Raw genomic sequence first — 23,241 nt, forward strand, 5'->3', positions numbered from 1 at the left:
AATCAGGGGGCGTCGGGCCAGGCGTCCCGGGCCGCGACGTCCAGGATCAGGGCGGCGATGTTCCACGCGTCGTCCGCGCCGCTGTGGTGGCGGCCCTCCAGGGGGAGGCCGGCGATCTCCAGGGCCTGGGCCATGCCGGGGCGCTTGCGCAGGCCGTGCGCGGCGGTGAAGGGGATCTTGGCGTTGGTGTGGCGGCGGCCGAAGGGGTACCGGGTGCCGGTCGCCCGGCACTGGCGGGTGAACTGGTTGCGGTCGTAGTCGCCCCAGCTCGCCCAGGGACGTATGCCCGCCAGGTGCTCCGACGCCAGCAGCCGGCAGGCCTCGGCGAAGGACACGCCCGTGTCCACCTCGGCCTGGGTGAGGCCGGTCAGCCCGGTGCAGAAGGCGCCGACCGTGGACCGGACGGGCCGGACCAGGATCCGGTGGCGGGCGAGCCGCTCCGCCGCGCGCAGGTCGAGCACCGTCAGCCCGATTTCGATGATCTCGCTGACCGCACCCGGGGGCGGCTGCCCGTCCCAGCAGGTCGCCTCGATGTCGATCACGTTGAGGAGGCCGGGGGCGTCGGGGTCCACGGGGGCAGGATTGTCCATGCGGGGCAGGGTAGGGGCGGGTGGGGTCCGGGGCACCCGGATTTCGGCGGCTGCGATGCCGGCAGCCGCCGGGTGGCCGGACGCACCGGTCACGAGGCCCCCGGCGACACCCGGCTTCGCCCCCGCAGCAGTTCGGCCAGGCCCCGGCGGGTGGCGGCGATCACCACGCGGTCCTCGGGGCGCAGTACGTAGCCGGGGTGCAGGTCCCACACCAGGCCGGACGGGTGGTCCGGGGTGGCGTGGTCCGGGGCGGCCAGGTCCGGGCGGCGGTCGCCGGGCGGGGTGGCGTCCAGGGCCAGGACCCGCCAGGCGCCCGCCCGGAACGCCTGCTCCACCGTGTGGCCCTCCAACTGCCGGTGGCCGGCCACCTCCACCGCCGCGAACAGCATCACCTTGCGCTCCACCGGGATCGCGCCCAGGATCTGGCGGCCCATCATGGCTACCGCGAAGGCCGGGGCGGCCAGGTGGGAGACGGAGCGGGAGCGGGTCACGGCCTGGGGGTGGGCGGTGCGCAGGGTGCGGTAGACGGCGGTGGCGAACTCGTCGTCGTACAGCCGCAGCGCCACGCGCAGGTCCGGTTTGACCGAGCGGGCGTAGAGGGCCGCCTCCAGGTTGGTGGTGTCGGCGCTGGTCAGGGCGAGCAGGGCGCGGGAGCGCTGGATCTTCGCCGCCTCCAGGACGCCTTCCTGGGTGACGTCGCCGAGGACCACCGGTACGTGCAGCCGGCGGGCGACCGGGATGCCGCGCGCGTCCGGGTCGTCCTCCACGCACACCACGGGGATGCCGAGTTCGCGCAGCCGGACGAGGACCCGGGTGCCGATCTTGCCGAGCCCCAGCAGCACCACATGGCCGGACAGGCCGCGCGGCGGGCGGCGCAGGGAGGAGGCCGTGCGGAGCGAGCCGAAGGCCTCCAGGACGCCCGCCACGAGGAGCGGCAGCAGCATCAACCCGGCCACGCCCGCGAGGAGTTGGATGATCTGGCGGGCCGTCTTTTCGCCGATCGCCGGGTCGCCCATCGCGAACAGGTCGAGCAGGGTGAGGTAGGTGGCGTGCACCGGGTTGTCGTCGGTGGTGATCGTGGAGGCGACGGCGAGGCCCAGCACGGCCAGGCCGACGCCCAGCGCCGACCAGCGCAGCCGCCGCGAGAAGACCTGGCCGAGCGGTGCGCCCCGGCCGCCCATCCGGGGCGGCGGTCCGGCCGGCCCGGCCTGGCTGACCGCCTCCAGGACCACCGTGCCCCGGCCCGTGGCGGCGGCCACCTGCCGTTCGTCGGGCAGCAGCCGGGGGCCCTCGTCGCCGCTGCTGTCGGAGCCCTCGGTGCCCGCCGGGTCGTGGGTGGTGGAGGAGAGCAGCGCGAGGGTGCACAGTCCGGGGTCGGCGATCTGGCCGCCCCCGGGCGGGGTGCGTTCGGCGGCGCGCAGCAGCAGGCCCTCCGCCTGGATGACCTTGCTGGAGCCGGTGAGGACGGTGGCCGCGAGTGCGGGGGCGGCGGTGTCGGCGTCGGAGAGGACGGTGGTGGAGGCGTCCAGGGCGGCCCGGTCCAGGCCGGGCGCGGCGACGGCGGCGGCCTGGTCGAGGAGCGTCTCCAGGTGCTGGCCCAGCTTGCGGTTGTAGAGCCGGATGACCAGCCGGAGGCGGGGGTTGAGGCGGCGGGCGGTCAGCGCGGCGCGGATGTTGCGCTCGTCGTCGTCGTACACCAGGGCCAGGGCTGCGGCCGAGGCGACGCCCGCCTCCTGGAACGCCTCGTCGGACGGCTCCGCCGCCGCCAGGATGCGGACCGGGTCGACCCCGGCGTTGGTGTCGTCCCCCAGCGAGTCGGCCCCGCCGCTGCCCCCGTTGCGGGTCATCGCCGACGACATCCGGCCGAACAGCGCGGACGCCAGGCCTCGTCCCGTCAGCGGGAGTTCGGGCGCGCGGTCGGCACGGCCGGGCGGCAGGACGAGGGTGACCCGCTCCCCGTACACATAACGCAGCTCGACGGCGAGCCGGCGGGCCAGCGCGTCGTCGCCGCAGACGACCATGTGTCCGCTGAACGGGGAACGTTGGGGCTGCTGGGGAAGTGGGGGCACATGACCCAGCATGCCTTGCTCCTCTTCTCGGTGGGCGTCCGGTCAGTGATCTTCGGCCGGTCCGGCGGACGGGGAAGCCGCGTGCCGGGCCGACGGCTTGGTGAGCACATGGCGGGGGTCGGCCACCCGGACGATCGCCGACTCGACCGCGGCGATCCGGTCCGCGAGCAGCCCCAGCGCGGCGACGGCCCGGGTCATCGGGTCGCCGTCCGGGCCGCCGAGGGCCTGCGTACGGACGTAGGAGGCGGTGATCGCGGACCAGCGCGCGGACTGTTCGGGGGTGAGCCGGCCGCGCAGCGCGGCCAGCTTCAGCAGGTTCGACTCCGCGCCGTTGGTCAGCGTCTGGGCCTCGCCCGTGTAGTGGTCGTCGATGACGTCGGACAGCTCCGCCTCGTTCATCACCGGCACGATCCGTTCGGCGATCTTGTTCATGTTGCGGTACGAGCCCTGGAGCCGGAACGGCGGCTCGGTGCGTGTCGCGTCCGTCTGCGCGGCCGACGCGATGTACGCGGCGTTCACGGCCAGGACGGTGTCGCGGGCGGTCAGCAGATGGCGCAGCACCGCGACGATCCGGTCCACCTCGGCGGGTGGGTACGGGTGCTCCAGCCGGTCCGCGCGGGCCGCGCTGTCGCCGGAGGCCAGCCGTACGAACAGGGCGAGATCCGCGCGGGAGCGCCCGGCGAGCGGTGCCAGCACCGGGTTGGCGGTCAGCGCGTTCTCGACGAAGCTCAGCGCGAAGACGTCCTCGCGGCCGCTCAGCACCTCGCCGAGGTTCCACACGTCGGCCCGGTTGGCGAGCATGTCGGGGATCCGGAACCGCTCGCCCGACTCCGTGTACGGATTGCCGGCCATGCACACTGCGAACCGCTTGCCCCGCAGGTCGTGGCTGCGCGGCTCGCCGTCCCGCACGCCCTCGATACGGCGGGTGGCGTCGCAGAGCGGGATGAACTTCTGGAGCAGTTCCGGCGAGGTGTGCTGGATGTCGTCGAGGTGGAGAAGCGTGTTGTTGCCGGACTCCAGCGCGAAGTTGATCTTTTCGATCTCCTGGCGGGCGGTCGCGGTGCGGGCCTGGGCCGGGTCGAGCGAGGTCACGTCGTGGCCGAGGTTCGGGCCGCTGATCTTGACGAGGACCAGGCCGAGCCGGTCGGCGACGTACTCCATCAGCGTCGTCTTGCCGTAGCCGGGCGGCGACACCAGCAGCAGCAGGCCCTGCGAGTCGGTGCGCCGGTCGGCGTCGGCGGTGCCGAGCTGCTTGGCGAGGCTGTCCCCGATCAGCGGCAGGTACACCTCGTCCAGCAGCCGGTTGCGGACGAACGCCGACATGACGCGCGGCCGGTGGTCGTCCAGCCGCAGCCGGGCCCGCTCGGCGTTCACCAGGGCGGTGCGCCGGTGCTGGTAGGCGCGGAACCCGGGGACGGTGGTGGTGCGGAAGGAGGCGGTGCGGGCCAGGAGTTCGTCGATCCGGACGGTCAGCGTGCCCCGTTCGACGCGCGGGTGGCTGCCGAGCAGCCCTTCCACCCGTGCGGTCAGCGGCGCCTCGCAGTCGTACCGGCCGAGCACCGGTTCCGGGCAGAGCTCCACGGCCACGGCCTCCGCGAGATCGCCCGGGTCGATCCCGCCACCGTTCGCGGCGGCGTACGAGGCGAGCCAGCCCTCGACGAGCTGACGGCGGGCCGGCAGGTCGTCGCCCAGCGCGGCGAGATCCTCGTCGTACGCCGAAGTGCCGGGGGTGCGACGGAACTTGTCCAGGAAGGTGCGGGTGGCGGCGCTGGTGACGAATCCCTCCGGGCCGCTGGTCAGCTCCTCGAAGAGGTACCCGGCGACGGCGGCCGGGTCCTCGCCCCCGATGACGGCCGCCCACTCCTCCTGGAGGGCGTCGACGGCCGGGGCCAGGCCGAAGGTCTCGCGGGCGCGGGCCAGCGAGCGGGCCCGCCGGGTCCATGAGGTGCGCCGGGCCTCGTCCGCGCCGTACGCCCAGAAGAGTTGAGCGGTTGCCCGGACGGCGGGCGGGCGGCGCAGCAGGCCGGCCCCGGCGTGCAGCCGCAGCAGGGCGGCGAGGATCGCGGTGGCGTCCTCGTCGTGGACGCCGCGCTGATAGCCCTCGTCGTACGCGGCTGCCGCCGACTCCCGCACGAGTGCGGCGAGTTCGGCCGGGTCCAGGGCGGCCAGGGTGTCCGCGCCCCGCTCGTCCAGGAGCCGGGCGGCCAGGTGCTCGCCCCGGTAGACCTGCGGGGACTCCGAGGGAAGGGTCTGCTCCCAGTACGGGCGGGTCGCCCCGAACTCCGGGTCGGTGACCGGCGCCCGGTAGTCCGTGCCGGTGAGGGCGAACGCGAGCCGGTCCCCGTGCGGGACGAGCGTCAGGTCGAAGGGCTGGGTGTTCACGGCGAACCGGTGCCGGCCCAGCCGGATCGTGGCGCCGCCGTCCGCGTACAGCTCACTGCGGTCCCGCAGCGCCCGCCCGGCCTCCTGGCGGGCGGCCAGCAGCTGCCCGTCGAGCTCCTCGGCCCGCACCGGATCACCGAGTCCGCGCAGCTCGTCGGCGGTGCGACGGAACTTGGCGGCCATCGGGTCGGAGGCCAGGAAGGTGTTCACGGCGTCCAGGTCGTCCAGCGCGGACAGCCGCCGGGAGACCGTCTCCAGGACCCGGGCGGCCGACTGGGCCAGCCGTTCGGCGCGCCGGGCCCGGTCGTCCTGGAGGGTCTGCTTGCGGGCCGAGAACGCCTCGTACACCTCCGACCGGCGCTCGGCCAGCTCGGCGAGGAAGTCGTCGAACTCCGCGAACCGCGACTCCAGGTTTTCCAGCTGGAGCAGCAGCCTGGAAAGTTGATCGTCGCAGGCGTCCGGGGTGTCGGCGGCGGCGATCGCCCCGGTGACGGCCTGCCCGAGCAGGGCGAACTCGGCGGCGAACTCTGCGCGGCCCTCGTGGTCGAGGAGTTCGCGGCGGCGGGCTTCGAGGGTGGCGCGGGCCCGGTTGACCCCGCCGAGCACCTCGGCGATCCGCTCCAGGATCGACGTGCGCACCGTCGTGTCCCCGATGTCGAGACCGGTGACGACCTCGGTGACGGTGCTCAGCCCGTCCGTCATTCCGGTCAGCCGGTCGCCGAGCGCCGCCGCGTCCGCGACGGTGGCGAGCCCGGACGCCTCGGCGGTGAGCCGGGCGATGTCTTCGTGGTAGCCGGCGAAGGAGTCGTCCCGGCCGAGGAACGCGACGGCGCGCTGACCGGCCGATTCGAGGTCGGCGGCGGTCGCGGCGGAGAGTTCGTCGATGCGCCCGGTGTCCGCGTACCGCATCTCGGCCAGGGTCGCCAAGTGGCCGTGGGCGCGGCGCAGTTCGGTGAGCTGGCCGACCCATGCGGCGGCCGAGCGGGGGGCCTCGCCCCGGATGCGGCGGACGAGTGCGGTGAGCCGGTCCGCCGTCTCGGTGAGCGCGTCGGCGGCCTGCCGGGTCAGCTCCCGTACGGTCTCGAACTCGGTCAGCACCTGCTCGGCGGTGGCCTTCAACTCGGCGAGCGGAGACGCGAGTTCACCGAGTTCGGAATCGGTCAGCCAGTGGTAGCGGTCGGTGGCCCGGGTGCAGTCCGCGACCAGTTGCGCGTACACGGCGGCGGTCGGCGTGGTCTCGGCGACGCTGTGCGCCAGCGCCAGGCAGTCGGAGATCCCGCGCACCAGATCGGCGTTGCCGACCCGGGCGAGCGGGCCGGTCCCGGCGGGGCGGGCGGCCGCGTGGGTGTCGGAGACGTACGGGGTCCGCCAGCGCTGAAGGGGGTGGACCCTGGCCGGTTCGTCGCCGGTGGCGGTGGTGCGCAGCAGTACGAGGGTGCCGTCGTCGAGCAGGGCGTGGCCACGGCCCTGGAGCGGGGTGGCGACCTCCTGCCGGATCAGGTTGTAGGGCAGCAGCAGACCGCGTCCGTCGTCGGGGGAGCGGAAGACGTAGAGGACGTCCTCGCCGTTCGGGGAGCGGACCGCGCCCTCGAAGACCGGGTCGGTGAGCGGCTCGGCGATGTCGAAGGTCTTGGCGGTGCCGGTGGTGAGGTAGTAGCCGCCGGGGAAGATGATTCCCTGGTCCTCCGGCAGCCGGTGGCAGGCCGGCCCGATGCCGTCGAGCCGCAGCACGGTGCCGAGCAGTGTGTTGAAGACCAGGTACCGCCAGGACTCCTCGTTGTACGGGCGTACCCGGAGCAGGACCAGTGGCCCGATCGTGGCGTGCTCGACCTCCGCGTCGGCCAGCGACTGGAGGGGCTCGGCGACCGGCTCCCGGTAGATCCCGTCCGGGGTGTCGGTGTCGTTGACCGTCTTGACGGTGAGGGTGCCGCCGAGGGTGTCGACGTAGAGCGCGGCGCTGTCCGGGCCGTCCCCGCCCACCGCGATGTGCGGATGCCGCCCCAGCACGTGCGACTCGCGGCCGGCGGCGGTCCAGGTGAAGTCGTGCGAGGGCGGGAAGACGTGGTCGCGGTCGCCGCGCGCGTCGAGGAACGCGCCCGGTGAGCCGTCCGGGGCGAGCGCCCAGCGCAGTACCCGGATGCCGTCCGCGCTCTCGCCGGTACGGAAGACGGCGAGCAGCTTCCCGTCCACCCGGCGCAGCCGCAGCAGCCGGGCGTCGCGGTAGTAGCGGTGCAGCGCGGTGAACTCGCGTACGAAGTCCTCGTCGGCGATCGGCCCGCCCTGGACCGGCTCCGCCAACTCCGGCCCGTACAGGGCGAGTACGTCGCCCACCTCGGCCGGGTCCGGTGCCCCCGGGCCGCGTTCGAAGCCGAACAGCAACTGCCCGCCGACGGCCACCAGGTCGCGGGGGACGGCCGGCTGCCCGGTGCGGATCCGCTCGGTGCCGGTGAGCCGGAGCTCGGTCGAGCCGAACTCCTCGGTGCGGCGGGCGTTCAGCTCCTCGGCCCGGCGCGCCAGCTCGGCGGCCCGGTCGCCGAGCCGGCGGCGCAGCACGTCGTACGTCCCCGCGTCCACGGGGCCGCCGGTGGACGCTGCGGTCGTGGTGTCGGTGTCCATGCGTACGACTCTCCCTGCGAGCTGTTGCGAGCTTTTGCGAGGTGTTGCGAGCAGTGTGGTCAGGGGGTGCGGAGGCGCGGGGGCGCGGGGGCGCGTCAGGCTGTCGGGTTGCGCGGCCTCCGGCCGCGCTCTGCCCTCGATCGCCGGACGGGCCGGACTCGCCCCGCCCATCCGGCAATTGACGTTCTCCCCAGGTGCCTACGTGCCCCGCGTGCCCCACGTGCCCCGCATCTTCTGCCTGCCTATGCGACCGGCGTGGATCCGTTCCGCGAGACGGGCACCGCGGAGGTGTCCACCGCCCCGGCGACCGCGGAGACATCGGCTCCCGTCACCGCGGAGACCGGCATGTCGGCGAGGCCCAGTTCCTTGGCGGCGGCCAGGAGTTGCTGTACCTGTCCCGGTGCGACCCCGGCGCCCGGTGCCCGCATCATCCGCATCAGCAGCGCGGACACCGTCAGGTTCTGCACATCGCCGGTGGACACCGGGCCGAGCACCCGGGTCAGGTCCTCGGTGAACGACGACGTGCCGTTCAGCCACGGACCCGCGAGGGCCTTCGCGGTGTCCGAGTTCTCCACGAACCCGTCGAAGCTCTTGCCCATCGACACGGCCGAGACCAGCCGGTCGAAGAAGACCGATTCCCCGCCGACGATGTCGATGTCGGCGTTCTCCAGGCCCGTGGCCAGCACCGTGGCCTGCGCCTCGGCGACCTGACGCTGCACGTCAAGGCCGGCCAGCCGGATCTCCTTCTCCGCGGCGAGCCGCAGCCGGTACTCCTCGTGACCGCGCGAGGCGTCGTCCAGCGCCGCCATCGCGGCCGCCTTCTCGGTGAGGCCCGCCGCCTCGGCCTTCAGCTTCTCGCCGATCATCGCCGCGTCGGCCGTCGCCTGGGCCTGGGTGCCCTCGGCCGCCGCGAGCGCCTTGAGCCTGGCCCCCTCGGCCTCGGCCCGGAGCCGGGCGGACGTGGCCTCGGCCTCGGCGAGACCGGCCTTCTCGATGACATCGGCCTCCGCCTCACGCACCTGGATCTCGGCGAGGCCGGGCGCCGCGGACTCCGCCTGGATGCCCTCGGCCAGCCGCAGCTTCGCCTGGGCGTCCAGGTCCGCGGTCTTCAGCCGGGCCTCGGCGAGCGTCAGCTGCTCGGCGGCCACGTGGGTGGCCGCGGCCTCGGCCGCCTCGGCGGCCTTGATGTCCTTGACCAGCTTCTCCTGGGCCTCCGCCTCGGCGGCGATGATGACCGACCTGCGGGTGCGCTCCGACTCCTCGACGGCCCGCAGCGTCTTGATGGACTCCTCCTGCTCGGCGACCGTGCGGTCCACCGCGATCCGCTCCCGGATCACATCGGCGACGTCGCGGCGCTCGGCCTCGACCTCCTTCGTCGCGGCGATCCGGTCCAGCTCGGTCTGCCGCTCGCGCCCGATGACCTCGATCAGCCGGTCCTTCTCGATGCGCTCGTTCTCCACCGCGATGACCCGCTCACGGTTCTTCTGCGCGACGGCGATCTCCCGCGCCTGGTTCTCCCGCTGGATGCCGAGCTGCTCCTCGGTGCGGATGAACGCGGCCTGGGCGCCGAGCCGTTCCTCCTCCTGGACCTTGGCGGTCGCGGCCTCCTCGCGGGCCCGCAGCGTCTCGACCTCGCGGCGCTGCTTGATCTCGGCCTCGGCCTGCCGGCGCTCCAGTTCCAGGATGGTCTCCCGGGCGTCGACGTCCTGCCGGGTGATCTCCTTCTGCTCGGTGCGCTGGAACTCGTTGGTGCGCACGTGCTCGATCGCCGTCAGCTCGGTGATCTTGCGGATGCCCTGCGCGTCCAGGATGTTGGCGCCGTCGAGCTGCGTCATCGGCGTCTGCTCAAGGAAGTCGATCGCGGCGTCGTCGAGGTGGTAGCCGTTCAGGTCGGTGCCGATGACCCGGATGATCCGGTCCCGGAACTCCTCGCGCTTGGTGTACAGGTCGACGAAGTCCAGCTGCTTGCCGACCGTCTTGAGCGCTTCGGCGAACTTCGCGCCGAAGAACTCCTGGATCGCCACCTTGTCGCTGGCCCGCTCCGTACCGATGGACTGGGCGACCTTGATGACGTCCTCGACGGTCTTGTTGACCCGCACGAAGAAGTTGATGTGGATGTCGGCGCGGATGTTGTCCTGGCAGATCAGGCCCTCGCGCCCGGTGCGGCGGATCTCGATGGTCTTCACCGAGATGTCCATGGTCTCGGCCTTGTGCAGCACCGGCAGGACGACGGCGCCGGTGAAGGTGACGTCGACCTTCTTGGTCTTGGAGATGATCAGCGCCTTGCCCTGCTCGACCTTGCGGAAGAGCCGGCTGATGACGAGGAGCAGGGCTACGGCGATGAGCAGAACGACGGCTACGAGCACACCGAAGCCCAGGGTGATGGCATCCATGACAGTCCTTGCGGCTGGTGAGGAAGGTGGTGAAGGAAGAGGAGGGGTGCGGCGGTCCCGGCGGCGAACGGCCCGACGACGGGCGTCCCGACTGGCGTCCCGGCGGCGGGCGACCGGTCGTACGACGGCGACCCGACGGACGGTCCGGGCGGCCTTCGCCGGCCTGTGCGACCGGGACGGTCAGCCGGTGCGGCGCGGGGGGCGGCGCGCACCCGTGCGTGGTCGCGGCGCCGGCGGGCCCGGGTCCAGGGCCTTGTCGTAGGGCGAGACCCAGAAGAACTCGCCCTCGTCGTCGTACGCGTACAGAAGTCCCGCACTGCCTGCGGCGAGGACCGGGCCGTCCGCCGGAGCGAGCAGCCTGACCTGGACGATCGCGGTGGAGCCGTCGTCCGCGGTGACCTCGGCCTGGCCGAAGTCGGAGCTGACGGAACCGGTACGGACCGTGCAGACCCGGCCCAGGAAGTCCTGCCGCGATGGAGGGGGTTCGTCCGGGAAGCCGCGGCGGAAGCAGCGCACCAGGATCCGCAGCACGGACCGGCCGAGCAGCAGCGCTCCGGCGAACACGGCACAGGCGAGCGCGGCCCGGGTGAGGCCGGTGGTACCGCTGCGGTGCACCAGGACCGTACCGGTGAGGGCGGCGAACCAGCCGACGACGACCATCACGGACACCGAGACGGTGACCGGCACCCCGCCGATCCCGGCAAGGTCGGTGTCGAGGTCGCCGTCGAAGGAGTGGTGGTCGGCCGCACCGGCCAGCACCAGGAGCCAGAAGAGGACGACGACGGCCAGCGCGGCGCCGAAGAGAACGGCGGGAAAGGCGGTCGCTGCGCTCAGGAACTCCTGCATCCGTCCACCCCTTCTCCTGCCGGGCGGCCGGTGGTGACTCCGGTGCTGCGGCACCGCGTGGCGCGGTGCCGCAGCAGCCGGGCCGTTTCCCCCGTGTCCCCCCGTGTTCCCCCGGTTGGTGCTGACCGGATCGTGTCATTCGCGGGCATGACGTCGCACTGCCGGAATCCGGCAATCTTTGCTCGTCCTTGATGCCGGGCACCGGCACCGGGCGGTATGCGTTGAGCGAGTGTCAACGTCGCGACAGAATTGTGAGGAGAAGGCGTGCCGGAGCCGGAGATCCCCGATGACCTTCTGGCGGGATATGACCGCATCCTGGCCGATGTGGCCGCCACCGGACGCCGGCTCACCCGGGACGAGCTGGACGACCGCCGCCTTCTGGGCAGGGAGGCCGCCGAGTCCGGATTCCAGCTGCGCGCCCTGGTCGTCCGTCACATCGCGGCGACCCGCACCGCCTGGCCGCTCACCTCCGCGGCCGACGGCGGGGCCACGGATTCGGTGCTGGCCGCCGTCGAGCAGGCCGTGGACGCCTTCGCGGACGGCTTCGAGCGGGCCCAGCGGATCACCGTGCGGCGCGAGGAGGCGGCGCGGCGCGAGTTCATCGACGATCTGCTGTACGGGCGCAGCGATCTGGGCCGGCTCGCCGAGCGGGCCACCCGGTTCGGGCTGCGGCTCTCCCGTGCGCACGCGGTGGCGGTGGCGACGGGCCCGGAGGCGTACACGGAGACCGACTCCGTGCCGCGCACGGTCGAGGCGGCGCTGCTCGCCCGGTTCGGCGGCCGGAAGATCCTGCTCACGACGAAGGACGGGCGGCTGGTCTGTATCGCCCCCGGCAGCCAGCCCGACGTCCTGCGGTACTTCGCCAAGCAGTCGCACGCGGCGACGGACGGCGGCCGGGTCGCGGTGGGCCGCCCGCACCACGGGCCCGGTGGCGTGGTCCACTCCTACGACGAGGCGCTGGACGCGCTGGATCTCGCGGAGCGGCTGGACCTGGACGATCCGGTGCTGTACGCCGCCGATCTGCTGGTCTATCCGGTGCTGACCCGCGACCGGCAGGCGATGGCCGATCTGGTCCGCAGCGAGCTGGGCCCGCTCCAGCAGGCCCGCGGCGGTGCCGAACCCCTGCTGAAGACGCTCACCGTCTACTTCGACGCGGGCTGTGTGGCCGCGGAGACGGCCCGCCGGCTTTCGCTGAGCGTACGGGCGTTGACCTACCGGCTGGAGCGGATCCACCAGCTGACCGGTTCGGATCCGTCCGACCCGATGCACCGCTACACCCTGCAGACGGCGGTCATCGGCGCACGGCTGCTGGACTGGCCGGCCAAGGAGGTATGACCCGGCGGCGGGCCCTGACGGGATCCGGCAGCGGGGCCCGGCGAGATCCGGCGGCGACTGCTGGGATCCGGTAGCAGGCCCCGGCGAGATCCGGGCGGCGGCACTGCTGGGATCCGGCGGCGGGACTCCGGCGGGATCCGATGGCAGGACCCCGGCGGGATCCGATGGCAGGACCCCGGCGGGATCCGACGGCAGGGCCCGGAGAAAAGGGTGGCCGGGGATGCGCAAAGGGGGAGTAGCGCATCCCCGGCCTGCCGGGCACCGGCCGGTGGTCAGCCGGCGGTGCTTGTTCCGGCGGTCCGGGACGCCGGACCGGGCGGTGCCGGTCCGGCGGACAGGGGGAGACCTACAGGTCGAACTCGTGCGGCGGGAGGTCGAGCGCGAAGCACGCCTCGCGGACGACGGCCTGCTCCGACTTGTCGAAGTCGCCGTCGGCGCCGCCGATGACGATGCCGATCTGGATGACGGCACGGGCCTCGGCGGGCTTCTTCTTCGCCTTGCCGATCTCCTGGAGCACGCTGACCTTGCCGAAGGCGAAGTCGGCGGTGAGCTTGTTCACGTAGTCGTTGAAGCGGCGCTGGAGGTCGTCCGCCGGGAAGTTCTGCAGGACCTCGTTGGAAGCGATCAGCGAGGCGACGCGCTGGCGCTCGGAGGGGTCGATGGAACCGTCGGCAGCGGCGACAAGGGCACACATCGCCATGCTCGCGTCGCGGAACGCCCCGCTCTTCAGGTCGTTCTTCTTGGCTTCCAGCTGCGACTGCATCGACGAGGCGGATTCCTTGATCCGATCCCACAGTGCCATGACGTCTCCATACGTTGCTTGCGTTGCGTTGCCGGATGAAGTCCAACTCTACAGACGTGTAGAAGTTAGCAGCAGGGGCGGTTGCTGTGTTCCGGAAACGGCGGTAAGTAGGATGCTGCGACGTCGCGGCCGACGCGGCATCGCAGAAGGGCGGACCCCTGATGGACCCGGCCAGGCCCGGCCACCACCCGGTCAACGAACCACCACGCGACGGAGTGCCCGCCGACGCGGATCCGCTGCCCGACGCGGATCTGCTGCCCGGCGCGGATTCGCTGCCCGGCGCGGCGTGCCCCGGCGGTGAACGTCCCGGAAGCCGGCGGCTGCGCAGGCGCGGGCAGGGCGAACTGGAGGCCCAGGTCCTCGCCGTGCTGCACTCGGCGAACGGCCCCGCGACGGCCGGCTGGGTCCAGGAGCACCTCGAAGGCGACCTCGCGTACACCACCGTCATCACGATCCTCTCCCGCCTCTACGAGAAGAAGGCCGTGACCCGGTCCCGCGAGGGCCGCTCCTACACCTGGACGTCCGCCTCCGACGAGGCCGGTCTCGCCGCCCTGCGGATGCGCCGGGTGCTGGACGGCGAACGCGACCGCGAGGCCGTGCTCGCCCGCTTCATCTCGGCCCTCTCCCCCGGCGACGAGGAACGCCTGCGCGCCCTGCTCGCGCGGGCGGCCGCCCCGGACGATCCGGTCGGCCCCCGTGACACGGAAGGCCTGTAGCCCGCCGATGGGTGTCTTCGTCTGTCTGCCGCTCGTACTGCCGTTGACCGCGCTGCCGATCGCGCGCCTGGCCGAGCAGCATCTGCATCCCCGCAGCGCGACCCGGCTGCTCGCCGTGGTCGGCGCGCTGCTGGCCCTGTGCAGCACGCTCTGCCTGGGCCTGCTGATGGTGGTGGGCACCGCGCAGCTCCCGGGCAACCCGCTGCCGGACAGCTGGTCGGACCCGGAGGTACGGGACGCGGTGCCGTACGAGGAGAAGGCGGGCATTGTCGCGATCGGGGCACTGGTGGCGGTGCTCGCGGCGTGCGGGTGGACGGTGCTGCGCCATGTCCGGCTGCGGGTCCGGGCGGGCCGTGCGCTGGCCGCCGCGCCCTCCGTCGTCTCCGACGGTGTCGCGCTGCTCCCGGACCCGGAGCCGTACGCCTACGCGCTGCCCGGAAGGCCGGGCCGGGTCGTCGTCTCGACCGCGATGGCCGAGTGCCTGGACGCCCATGAGCGGCGGGCCCTGATCGCCCATGAGCGGGCCCATCTGGCCGGCCGGCACCACCGCTATCTGCTGGCCGCCCAACTCGCGGCGCGCGCCAACCCGTTCCTGCTGCCGCTGCGTACCGCGGTGTCGTTCAGCACCGAGCGGTGGGCGGACGAGGAGGCCGCGTGCGCGGTCGGCGACCGGCGGGTGGTGGCGGTCGCGGTCGGCAAGGCGGCGCTGTACTCGCACCGGGCGCCGGACGTCTCGGCGGGCCTCGCGGCCTTCGCGGCCCCGGCGGGCCCCGTGCCGCGGCGGGTGGCGGCGCTGCTCGCCCCGGTGCCGCCGGTCCGGCTGTGGCCGCCGTCGTCCGCGTACGTCGCCCTCGCGGCGCTGGTCGCGGCGGTCGGCACGGCGGCCTCGGCGCTGTCCTCGCTCAACGCGGCCGTGACGCTGGTGGGGATCCTGCGCGCGGCGACCCCGCTATGAGCCGTACGAAGGGGATGGACTCGCCGGCCCGCCGGTAGCCGTCCGCGCTCCCGTCGGGCCCGTACCCCAGGTAGGCGCAGAGCCGGCGCGCGAGTGCGGGGTGCCGTGCCGCGTACCGCGCCATCAGCTCGCCGCCCTCCTCGGCCGGTACGAACTGCGCGGTCACCACATGGAACCGGCGGCCCACCTGCACGGTGGCCTGCGGGGTACGGACCAGATTCCGGTACCAGTCGGCGCCGGGCCCGAATCCGGACGCGACGGTCCAGCAGCGCCGCCCGTCCGTCTCCGTCGACTCGACGACCTCGATCGTGGTGCGCCGGGCGAGACCGGAGACCCGGCCGGTGTGGACGAGCAGCAGCAACCGCCCCCGGAACAGCGGTCCGAGCCCCATCCGGAAGAGATGTGACGGGAGCCGGGCGACCGTGCGCCGCCGGCCGGTCGGCAGGGGCGGACGGTGCGGTTCGGCGGGGTCGGGGAGCTGAGGCGTCACTATGCAAACGTTGCATAGTCCAAAGGTTTCTGCCACTGTCCGGTGACCCCTGTCCCGCACCGGGGGCCCAGGTCCCGTAACCGATTCGAGTACTGCGGACCGGCACGGTACAAAGGGGCATGGCCGCGCGCGAACAGGCACCCGAGGAACGGTCCCCGGACCGGGGCAGGGACGACGTCGATGAGGTGACCCGTGCCGTGCTGACGGCCTCCAGGCTGCTCGTCGCCGTCTCCGCCCGCTCGCTGGCCGCGGTGGAGGACCGGGTGACACTGCCCCAGTTCCGGCTCCTGGTAGTGCTTTCCACACATGACGAGGCCAAACTCGTGACGCTCGCCGAACGGCTCGGGGTGAACCCGTCGACCGCGATGCGGATGCTGGACCGGCTGATCGCCGCGGGCCTGGCCGAGCGGCGGGTGAACCCCGCCAGCCGCCGGGAGACCGTGCTGCGAGTCACCCCCGGGGGCCGGCGGCTGGTCGAGGACGTCACGGCGGGCCGGCGGCGGGAGATCGCGGGGATCGTCGAGCGCCTCGCCCCGGAGCAGCGCGCCGCCCTGGTCGACGCGCTGACCGCGTTCACCGTGGCGGGCGGCGAGCCGTCCGTGCCGGGGGACGGCACGGACACGTACCCGCTGGGCTGGACCTCCGGCCTGCCCGCCCGCCACGACGACTGAACTCAGAGCCTGTCGGGCGCGAGTTCCTCCTGGGCGGTGGGCGCCGGACGCGCCGCGGGGACCTCGCTGCCGTCCTTGCCGGTGCCGGCGTCCTTGGCGGTGCTGGCGTCCTTGGCGGTGCTGCCGCTCTTGGCGGTGCCGCTGCCCTTGCCGGCTCCGCCGTCCCGGCCGCGCCACGCCTGGATCTTCGCCACGACCGGCTGGGTCCAGCGGGCGGTGAGCGGTCCGACGATGACGAGGATGAGGACGTACGCGGTGGCGATGGGCCCGATCCGGGGCTCGGTCGCCACGGCCAGCCCGGCGATGACGATGGAGAACTCGCCGCGGGCGACGAGCGTGCCACCGGCCCGCCACCGCCCGCGCGAACCGATTCCGGCCCGCCGGGCCGCGTACCACCCGGTGGCGATCTTGGTGAGTACGGTGACGACCGCCAGCAGCGCCGCGGGGAGCAGCACCGGCGGGATCTCGGCCGGGTTGGTGGAGAGCCCGAAGAACACGAAGAAGACGGCGGCGAACAGGTCGCGCAGCGGCGTCAGCAGCTTGCGCGCGCCCTCGGCGACCTCGCCCGAGAGCGCGATGCCGACCAGGAACGCGCCGACCGCGGCGGACACCTGCAACTCCTGTGCCACCCCGGCCACCAGGACGGTCAGCCCGAGGACGACCAGCAGCAGCATCTCCGGGTTGTCGGAGGACACGGCCCGGCTGATCAGCCGGCCGTGCCGCAGCGCCAGATAGAGCACGAACCCGACGGTGCCGAGCGCGATGAGCAGGGCGATGCTGCCCCCGGCGAGGCCGACGCCCGCGAGCATCGCGGTGAGCAGCGGCAGATAGACGGCCATCGACAGGTCCTCGATGACCAGGACACCGAGGATGACGGGCGTCTCCCGGTTCCCCAGCCGCCCCAGATCGGTGAGCACCTTCGCGATGACTCCGGACGAGGAGATCCAGGTGACCCCGGCCAGCGCGACCGCGCCCACCGGCCCCCAGCCGAGCAGCAGCGCGGCCACGGCTCCCGGGGTCGCGTTGAGTACGAAGTCCACGGCCCCGGACGGGTATTGCGTCTTGAGACTGGTCACCAGCTCCGAGGCGCTGTACTCCAGGCCGAGCAGGAGCAGCAGCAGAATGACGCCGATCTCGGCGCCGACGGCGGTGAATTCCTCACTGGCCCCGAGCGGCAGCAGCCCGCCCTCGCCGAACGCCAGCCCCGCCAGCAGATACAGCGGGATCGGCGAGAGTCCTATCCGCCCGGCGAACCGTCCGATGAGTCCGAGGCCCAGAATGACGGAGCCGAGCTCCACCAGCAGTGCGGTCGTGTCGTGCACGGTCAGCCCTCCGCGATGATCTCGGAGAGCGTGTCGACGCCCTCACGCGTACCGACGGCGACCAGGGTGTCGCCGATTGCCAGCCGGAAGTCCGGCCCCGGGGACGGATGCGCACTGTGCGTCCGCAGCACCGCCACGATCGAGGCCCCCGTCCGGGTCCGGGCCTTCGTGTCCCCGAGCAGCCGCCCGCCGTACGGCGAGCGCGTCCCGAGCGGGATGTGCTCGGTCACCAGGTCGATGCCCTCGGTGCGGACCGCGTCGATGGGCGCGGCGTCGATGAGGTGCGCGAGGCCGGTGGCCTCCTGCGGTGTCAGGGGTACCGAGAGCAGGCACGAATCAGGGTCGTCCTGGTCGTAGAAGCCGATGAACCGCCGCCCGTCGTGGTGGACGACGACGGAGATGTGCTGTCCCGACTCGGTCGTGTAGTCGTACTGCACACCGACTCCGGGCAGCGTGGTGCGGTGGGTTCCCATGGCTTCCTCCCGAGGGTGCGGCGGCTCTTGACGCACTTGGTGATCTCTTTATCCGCCCATTACCTTATCCGGAGGGTTACTCCGTCCCGGGGGCGTGGGCTTCCGGGCTCGGAGCGCGTGCCCGACTCCCGTCGCCCGCGCCACGAAGAAGCCCCGGGCCAGTGGCCCGGGGCTTCTTCGTCCAGCCCGCGCTGGAGAGCCGTCATATGGGTGGACGGCATGGGTGGACGGCGCCGTCAGGAGATGCGGATGTCCGTCCAGTTCGTGGCCTTGCCGGCCTGTGAGCGGTTGTCGAAGCCGCCGAGGCCGTTGCCCCGGTTCAGCCAGGCGCGGCCGGTCTTGTCGAGCGAGATCAGGTCGGCCCGGCCGTCACCGGACAGGTCGAGTCCGCCGACCACGTCCTTGTAGGAGGTGCCCCAGTCCTTGAAGACCAGCGACCGGGGCTTGAAGGCGCCGGTGCCGGTCCCCCGGAAGCGCCACAGCTCGTTCGACGCGTCGAGGGCCAGCAGGTCGTTCTTGCCGTCGCCGTCGAGGTCCCCGGCGGCGATCAGCCTCTTGTAGCCGCCGAAGCCCGATCCGGCGAGCGTGCGGGCCTTGAAGCCGCCCGCGCCGTTGTTCGCGTACACGTACAGCTTCCCGGTCGAGCGGGACCGGGTCAGGAGGTCGGCCCGGCCGTCGCCCGTCAGGTCGCCGGGTGAGACGACCGTGTCGTACCCGCTCCAGTCCGAGGAGACCTTGACGCGGAACGACTGCTGGTCGGGCAGCCCGCCGCAGACCGTCGGGTAGACGAATGCCTCGCCCTTCGGGTAGCGGACGAACACGTCGTCGCAGCGGTCGCCGTCGAGGTCGCCGTACGGCAGCACGAGCGTGCCGCTCGGCCAGCTGCTCACGCGCTTCCCCGCGGACAGCTTCGTCGCGGTGCCCGCGTACACCTTCAGTCCGGTGCGGTCCCGGCCGAACAGGTCGGACTTGCCGTCGTCCGTGTAGTCGCCCCACACGGGCAGCGCGCGGCTGGTTGTGGTGGCCTGCTGGACGCCGTCCAGGACGATGCTGTTCGTGTCGGTCAGCCTGTACTCGTCCCACAGCACGACGGGCCGGCCGAGCGCGTCGGCAGCCACCTGGGGTCCCCCGGTGGACCGGGCGCTCGTCGGGCTCAGCCGCCGCGCGGCGGACCAGGTGCCGCCCTTGAAGACGGCGGCCATCGTGTACTCCTCGCCCGAGTACCCCTCCCGCCACGTGACCGTGGCCGTGCCGCCCGAGGTGGCGGCCGCGTCGACCGCGCGCACCTTCTTGTGCGTGGAGAAGGGCTGCGTGTACGGCTGCCAGGCGCCGGTGGCCGCCGAGCGCACCGCGTACCAGGGGCCGGTCGCGTAGCCGGGCCCGCCGGCGACGAAGAGGTCGCCGTTGGGCAGGCGGACGGGCGCCGACATCCCGTACGTGCTGCCGTAGTTTGCGGCGGACCGCGGGGTGCTCCACTGAGTGGCGCCGGCCGCACGGCGCGTGTGCATGAGGTGCGCGTTGTCGTCGTAGAACACGTCGAAGCCGCCCTGCGGGCCGGCGAACACCTTCGGGCGCGCCAGGTCCACGCCCGGGACCGGGAAGTCCTCGACCGCGGTCCAGGCGGACGCGCCCGGGGCCTTCTCCAGGGCGACGACTGCCTTGCTCGCCTGCCACTGCCACACCAGCAGGGCGGTGCCGTCCTCGGCCATTGCCAGGTCCATGGCAGAAATGTCCCGGCTGCCGGACGACGGCTGTTCGTTGAGGTCGGCCGGAGTGCTCCACGCGGCCTGCGGGCCGGTTTTCCCGGCGGTCTTCACCACGCCGGAGACCGACCACACGGCGACCAGCCGGCCGTTGGGGGCCGCCGCCAGGTGGTGGTAGCCCTTCTCGGGGACCGGGGCGACGTACTCGGGCTCGGAGAAGGCGGTCGCGCCGGGCGCGAGGGTGGCCACCTTCAGCCAGTAGTTGTTGTGGTCGTCGGCGCGCGCGGCCCGCCAGGCCAGGCGTACCGTGCCGTCGCCGAGCGGGACGAGCTCGGTGTTGTACCCGCCGGCGTCCGGCCAGGTCTGCGGGGCGAGCCAACGGGTGCTGCCGGCGGGCCGGATCCGGGTGGAACGGGAGCGCCCGTCGCCGGTGAGGGAGACGAGGGCGCCGTTCCCGGCCGACTCCAGGACGTTCAGCCCGCCCGACGCGGAGGCGGGGTCGGGGTTCGGGGTGTGCGCGGTGCGGGTGCCCCACGGGCCCGGCGCACGCGTCTCGACGGTGGCCGCGGTGGTGGCCGCGCCCGCGCCCGCGGCTGCGGTGGCGGTGGGGTGCGCGGCGGCCGGGGCCGCGGCCGCCAGGGCGAGGACGGGAGTGAGCGCGATGCCGAGCACCACGCGGTACTGCGAAGTCATGGGAATGCCCCCCGGCAGGCGTATCCGGTGGCACGTCGGCCCGGTGGCACGTCGGCACGGATTCGCTGAATTGTTCGATCAAATCAGGCGCAGCGTATATCAGCCAAGATCGGCCCGTGCGGGGGGATCCACCGCCTTTGCCCAGAGGAATTCGGCCGACGCGCGCGGCACCGGCGGGTCAGCAGCCAGGGGCTTGCTCGCCGCAGGGAACGGGCGGGTGGGCCCGGTCGCCCGGATCTCCGGGCTCTTCCAGGAGGGAGGCGACGCCGAGCAGAAGGTCCTCCCGGTGGTGCGGCGCCACGAGTTGTACGGCCCGGGGCAGGCCGTCGGGCGCCAGTCCGGCCGGGACGCTGATCGCGGGATTGCCGGTGTCGTTGAAGACGGCGGTGAAGGCGATGGGGATGGTCCGCTCCCGCACGGCGGTCGCCACGTCCGGCCCTTCGGCGGGCCAGGCCGTGGTGGGCACGGTCGGCATGAGGAGCATGTCGTAACGGGTGAAGAGATCCGCGGCCCACTGGTTGAGGCGCGCCCGGTGTTCCCAGTAGCGGGTGAAGTCCTCGGTGGTGAGGGCACTGCCGCGGGCCAGGACGTCGGCGAACCAGGGCTCGAAGTCTTCCCTCCGGGTGGTGAAGGCGTCGAGCCGGCTCGTGAGCCGATAGTGGGCCAGGACCTGCTGGCGGAGCAGGATCGATGCGGGAAAGCGCTCGTGCTCCGGCAACGCGCTTTCGTCGTCCGTCACTTGGTGACCGTGGCCTCGCAGGACGTCCGCGGCGCGGTCGACGGCTTCCAGGATCTCCGACCGGGGATCGGCCACCCCGAGGGTGCGGAGCACCCCGACGCGCAGCCGCGGTACGGCGCCGTCGACGCACGCCTGGTACGAGAGTCCCGGCGCGGGCAGCGAGTCCGGGTCGGCGGGGTGGTGCCCGGCGGCGATGTCGAGGTGGAGCGCGGCGTCCCGGACGGTGCGGGTGATCGCGCCGAGGACCGTGTGCCGGGGCCAGACCGGGAAGCGGGAGGGGCCCTGCGGGATACGGCCGCGGCTGGGCTTGAGGCCGACGACTCCGCACAGGGCGGCGGGGATGCGGGTGGAGCCTCCCCCGTCGCCGGCGGTGGCCAGGGCGACGAGGCCCGCGGCCACGGCCGCGGCGGCTCCGCCGCTGGAGCCGCCGGGGGACCTTTCGGTGTTCCAGGGGTTTCGGGTGATGCCGAACGCGTCGTTCGCGGTGTGGATCCCCGCGCCCATGGGCGGCATATTGGTTTTGCCGATCACGATGGCGCCGGCTTCGCGCAGTCGGCCCACGTGAATGGTGTCGTGGGTGGCCGGCGGAGCGTCGCGGAAGGCGCGGGTGCCGTGGCTGGTGGGGAAACCCGCGGCGTCCTCGGCGTCCTTGACGAGCAGGGGAAGCCCGGTGAGCGGACCGGTGCCGGCGCCGCGTGCGATGCGTTCGGTGGCCTCGGCGGCCTCGGCGAGGGCCCGTTCGGCGTCCAGCCGGACCACGGAGTTGATGGCGCCGTCGAGCTTGCCGATGCGGTCGAGGGTGTGGTGCATGAGTTCGGTCGGCGACAGCTCGCGCCGCCGCATCAGGGCGAGGAGGCCGGCGGCCGACGCGTAGGAGAGATCGGTCGGTGCGGTGGGGGCGAGGGGGTCGGTCATGAGGAGGACTTCTCCTTTTCGGTGACGGACTGGTGGGCCGGTGTGGTGGCGTCTTCCAGGCTCATGCCGGTGGTGCGCGGGCCGAAGGCGACGGCGACGCAGCCTCCGACGAGGCTCAGGGCGGCCAGGAACACGAAGACGGCGGTGTAGCCGAGTCCGGCGAAAAGCGCGGCGACCAGGGTAGGCGCGGCGAAGTTGAAGATGCGGGAGAGGGCGTTCGCGGTGCCCGAACCGAGGGCCCGGATGCGCGTGGGGAAGACCTCGGCCGAGTAGACCTGTAGGAAGGGAACGGCCATCTGGAAGAGAAGGCTGGCGACACAGCCCAGGACGACGATGGCCGCCTGGGAGCGGACGAGGCCGAACAGAACCAGTGTGACCGCGGTGAGCAGGCCGAGGACGAGTTGGGCCGTGCGGCGGTCCCACCGGTCGATGACCGGCACGGCGAAGAGGGCGCCGACGGGTGCGGCGGTGGCCAGGACGGCGGACAGGAAGAGCGTGTCGTCGAGTACGAGCCCGTTCTCCGAAAGGAGCGTGGGCGTCCAGGTGTTGTAGGCCGAGTAGGCCAGCAGTCCGGTCACCCACATCGTCGAGACGATCAGGAATGTGCGGCGGTCCGCTCCGGCCAGCAGGTGCCTGATCCGGGCCCGGGGCACCGTCCGCGCGGTGACTTCCGCGCCGTGCCCGGTGTCCGTGCTGTGCCCGGCATCTGTGCTGTGCCCGGTATCCGTGCTGTGCTCGGTTTCCGTGCCGTGCCCAACATCCACGCCCTGCCCAACACCCGTACCGCGCCCAACACCCGTGCCGTCGATCCGGACTTCGGTTTCGGGGCTTGTCACGCCGCACTGCCGCTCGATCTCCCGGACGACCGCCTCGGCCTGTTCCGTACGGCCGCGCGAGGCGAGCCAGCGCGGACTCTCGGGTACCCAGCGGCGGATCAGCCAGGCGAAGACGACTCCGAACAGCCCCAGCCCGAAGACCAGCCGCCAGCCCCACGTCCAGTGCGGTACGAGGAAGTAGCCCGCCCAGGCGGCGATCGGGATGCCGAGGGAGCCCACGGCGACCTTGTACGTCTGCAGCCGCCCACGGGCCGCGGCCGGAACGAACTCGGTCAGGACGACGATGGCGACGACTGCCATGCCCTGCGCCCCGAGGTGGGCGGCGAAGCGGGCGACCATGAGCTGCAAGGGGTTCTGCACCGCGATGCACAGTGCCGTGGCCGAGCAATAGACGGTGACAAACGCGAGCATGGTGCGGCGGCGGCCGATCCGGTCGGCCAGATAACCGCCGGCGATTCCACCGGTGAAGGCGCCGAGCTGGCTGATGCCCACGATCGCGGCGACGCCGGGCAGGGAGAGGCCCCACTGGCTGCGGAGCACGGGGGCCACGAAGGCGAAGGAGTACGTCTCGACCCATTCGAAGAGGATCATTCCGGCCAGGGCGAGGACGAGTCTGCGGTGGAACGGACCGAGCGGGAGCCGGTCGAGGCGGGCTCCGAGCGCGGAGGCGCCGGTGGTGGTCATGGTGCGGGACC

General features: G+C 73.0%; 16 protein-coding genes. 4 read left to right on the plus strand and 12 right to left on the minus strand.

What is annotated here, in order from left to right; translation table 11 throughout:
- Positions 1-2: 2 nt before the first annotated feature.
- The 5 genes from ABZ622_RS08150 to ABZ622_RS08170 all read right to left on the minus strand — a co-directional run bounded on the left by ABZ622_RS08150 (position 3) and on the right by ABZ622_RS08170 (position 10,896).
- Complete coding sequence (locus ABZ622_RS08150; RefSeq protein WP_360541541.1) at positions 3-590, minus strand: 3'-5' exonuclease; 588 nt, start codon at positions 588-590, stop codon at positions 3-5.
- An 89-nt stretch (positions 591-679) separates the two neighbouring features.
- Positions 680-2,671 carry an NAD-binding protein gene (locus ABZ622_RS08155; protein ID WP_360541543.1) on the minus strand — a complete coding sequence of 664 codons (1,992 nt, stop codon included), beginning with the start codon at positions 2,669-2,671 and terminating at the stop codon, positions 680-682.
- A gap of 30 nt (positions 2,672-2,701) precedes the next feature.
- A complete protein-coding gene (locus ABZ622_RS08160) occupies positions 2,702-7,657 on the minus strand; it encodes a DNA repair ATPase (protein ID WP_360541545.1) in 4,956 nt (1,651 codons plus the stop codon).
- Positions 7,658-7,899: 242 nt separating this feature from the next.
- Positions 7,900-10,050 (minus strand): flotillin family protein, encoded by a 2,151-nt coding sequence (locus ABZ622_RS08165; protein ID WP_360541547.1) that lies wholly within the window; start codon positions 10,048-10,050, stop codon positions 7,900-7,902.
- A 180-nt stretch (positions 10,051-10,230) separates the two neighbouring features.
- Positions 10,231-10,896 (minus strand): hypothetical protein, encoded by a 666-nt coding sequence (locus ABZ622_RS08170; RefSeq protein ID WP_360541549.1) that lies wholly within the window; start codon positions 10,894-10,896, stop codon positions 10,231-10,233.
- A 264-nt stretch (positions 10,897-11,160) separates the two neighbouring features.
- On the opposite strand from ABZ622_RS08170, the gene ABZ622_RS08175 reads away from it, so the two are divergent.
- Complete coding sequence (locus ABZ622_RS08175; protein WP_360541551.1) at positions 11,161-12,231, plus strand: helix-turn-helix domain-containing protein; 1,071 nt, start codon at positions 11,161-11,163, stop codon at positions 12,229-12,231.
- Positions 12,232-12,577: 346 nt separating this feature from the next.
- Here the strand turns inward: ABZ622_RS08175 and ABZ622_RS08180 are convergent, their stop codons facing one another.
- Entirely contained in the window at positions 12,578-13,033 is a 456-nt protein-coding gene (locus tag ABZ622_RS08180) for a TerB family tellurite resistance protein (RefSeq protein WP_093899464.1), read from the minus strand.
- 272 nt (positions 13,034-13,305) lie between these two features.
- Here ABZ622_RS08180 and ABZ622_RS08185 point away from each other — a divergent pair, with 272 nt between their 5' ends.
- A complete protein-coding gene (locus ABZ622_RS08185) occupies positions 13,306-13,749 on the plus strand; it encodes a BlaI/MecI/CopY family transcriptional regulator (protein ID WP_360541651.1) in 444 nt (147 codons plus the stop codon).
- 7 nt (positions 13,750-13,756) lie between these two features.
- On the plus strand, positions 13,757-14,704 hold the full coding sequence (locus ABZ622_RS08190) for a M56 family metallopeptidase (RefSeq protein ID WP_360541553.1): 948 nt from the start codon (positions 13,757-13,759) through the stop codon (positions 14,702-14,704).
- Here ABZ622_RS08190 and ABZ622_RS08195 read toward each other — a convergent pair.
- Positions 14,652-15,194, minus strand: coding sequence for a nitroreductase family deazaflavin-dependent oxidoreductase (locus ABZ622_RS08195; protein WP_360541555.1), 543 nt, complete (start codon positions 15,192-15,194; stop codon positions 14,652-14,654). The two genes, ABZ622_RS08190 and ABZ622_RS08195, sit on opposite strands and share 53 nt — an antisense overlap.
- 119 nt (positions 15,195-15,313) lie before the next feature.
- Here ABZ622_RS08195 and ABZ622_RS08200 point away from each other — a divergent pair, with 119 nt between their 5' ends.
- Positions 15,314-15,865: a MarR family transcriptional regulator gene (locus tag ABZ622_RS08200; RefSeq protein WP_360541557.1), complete on the plus strand. Its 552-nt coding sequence runs from the start codon at positions 15,314-15,316 to the stop codon at positions 15,863-15,865.
- A gap of 2 nt (positions 15,866-15,867) precedes the next feature.
- On the opposite strand, the gene ABZ622_RS08205 is transcribed toward ABZ622_RS08200, so the two are convergent.
- From ABZ622_RS08205 to ABZ622_RS08225, 5 genes are all read right to left on the minus strand, one after another.
- Positions 15,868-17,187 carry a cation:proton antiporter gene (locus ABZ622_RS08205; protein WP_360541559.1) on the minus strand — a complete coding sequence of 440 codons (1,320 nt, stop codon included), beginning with the start codon at positions 17,185-17,187 and terminating at the stop codon, positions 15,868-15,870.
- A gap of 2 nt (positions 17,188-17,189) precedes the next feature.
- Complete coding sequence (locus ABZ622_RS08210; protein WP_124719734.1) at positions 17,190-17,660, minus strand: TrkA C-terminal domain-containing protein; 471 nt, start codon at positions 17,658-17,660, stop codon at positions 17,190-17,192.
- A gap of 236 nt (positions 17,661-17,896) precedes the next feature.
- On the minus strand, positions 17,897-20,056 hold the full coding sequence (locus ABZ622_RS08215) for a VCBS repeat-containing protein (protein WP_360541561.1): 2,160 nt from the start codon (positions 20,054-20,056) through the stop codon (positions 17,897-17,899).
- A gap of 178 nt (positions 20,057-20,234) precedes the next feature.
- Complete coding sequence (locus ABZ622_RS08220) at positions 20,235-21,710, minus strand: amidase (protein WP_360541563.1); 1,476 nt, start codon at positions 21,708-21,710, stop codon at positions 20,235-20,237.
- Positions 21,707-23,230: an MFS transporter gene (locus ABZ622_RS08225; RefSeq protein WP_360541565.1), complete on the minus strand. Its 1,524-nt coding sequence runs from the start codon at positions 23,228-23,230 to the stop codon at positions 21,707-21,709. The genes ABZ622_RS08220 and ABZ622_RS08225 overlap by 4 nt, the downstream gene beginning before the upstream one ends.
- Positions 23,231-23,241 lie beyond the last annotated feature (11 nt).

Source organism: Streptomyces sp. NPDC007164, assembly GCF_040634135.1.
GTDB lineage: Bacteria > Actinomycetota > Actinomycetes > Streptomycetales > Streptomycetaceae > Streptomyces > Streptomyces sanglieri.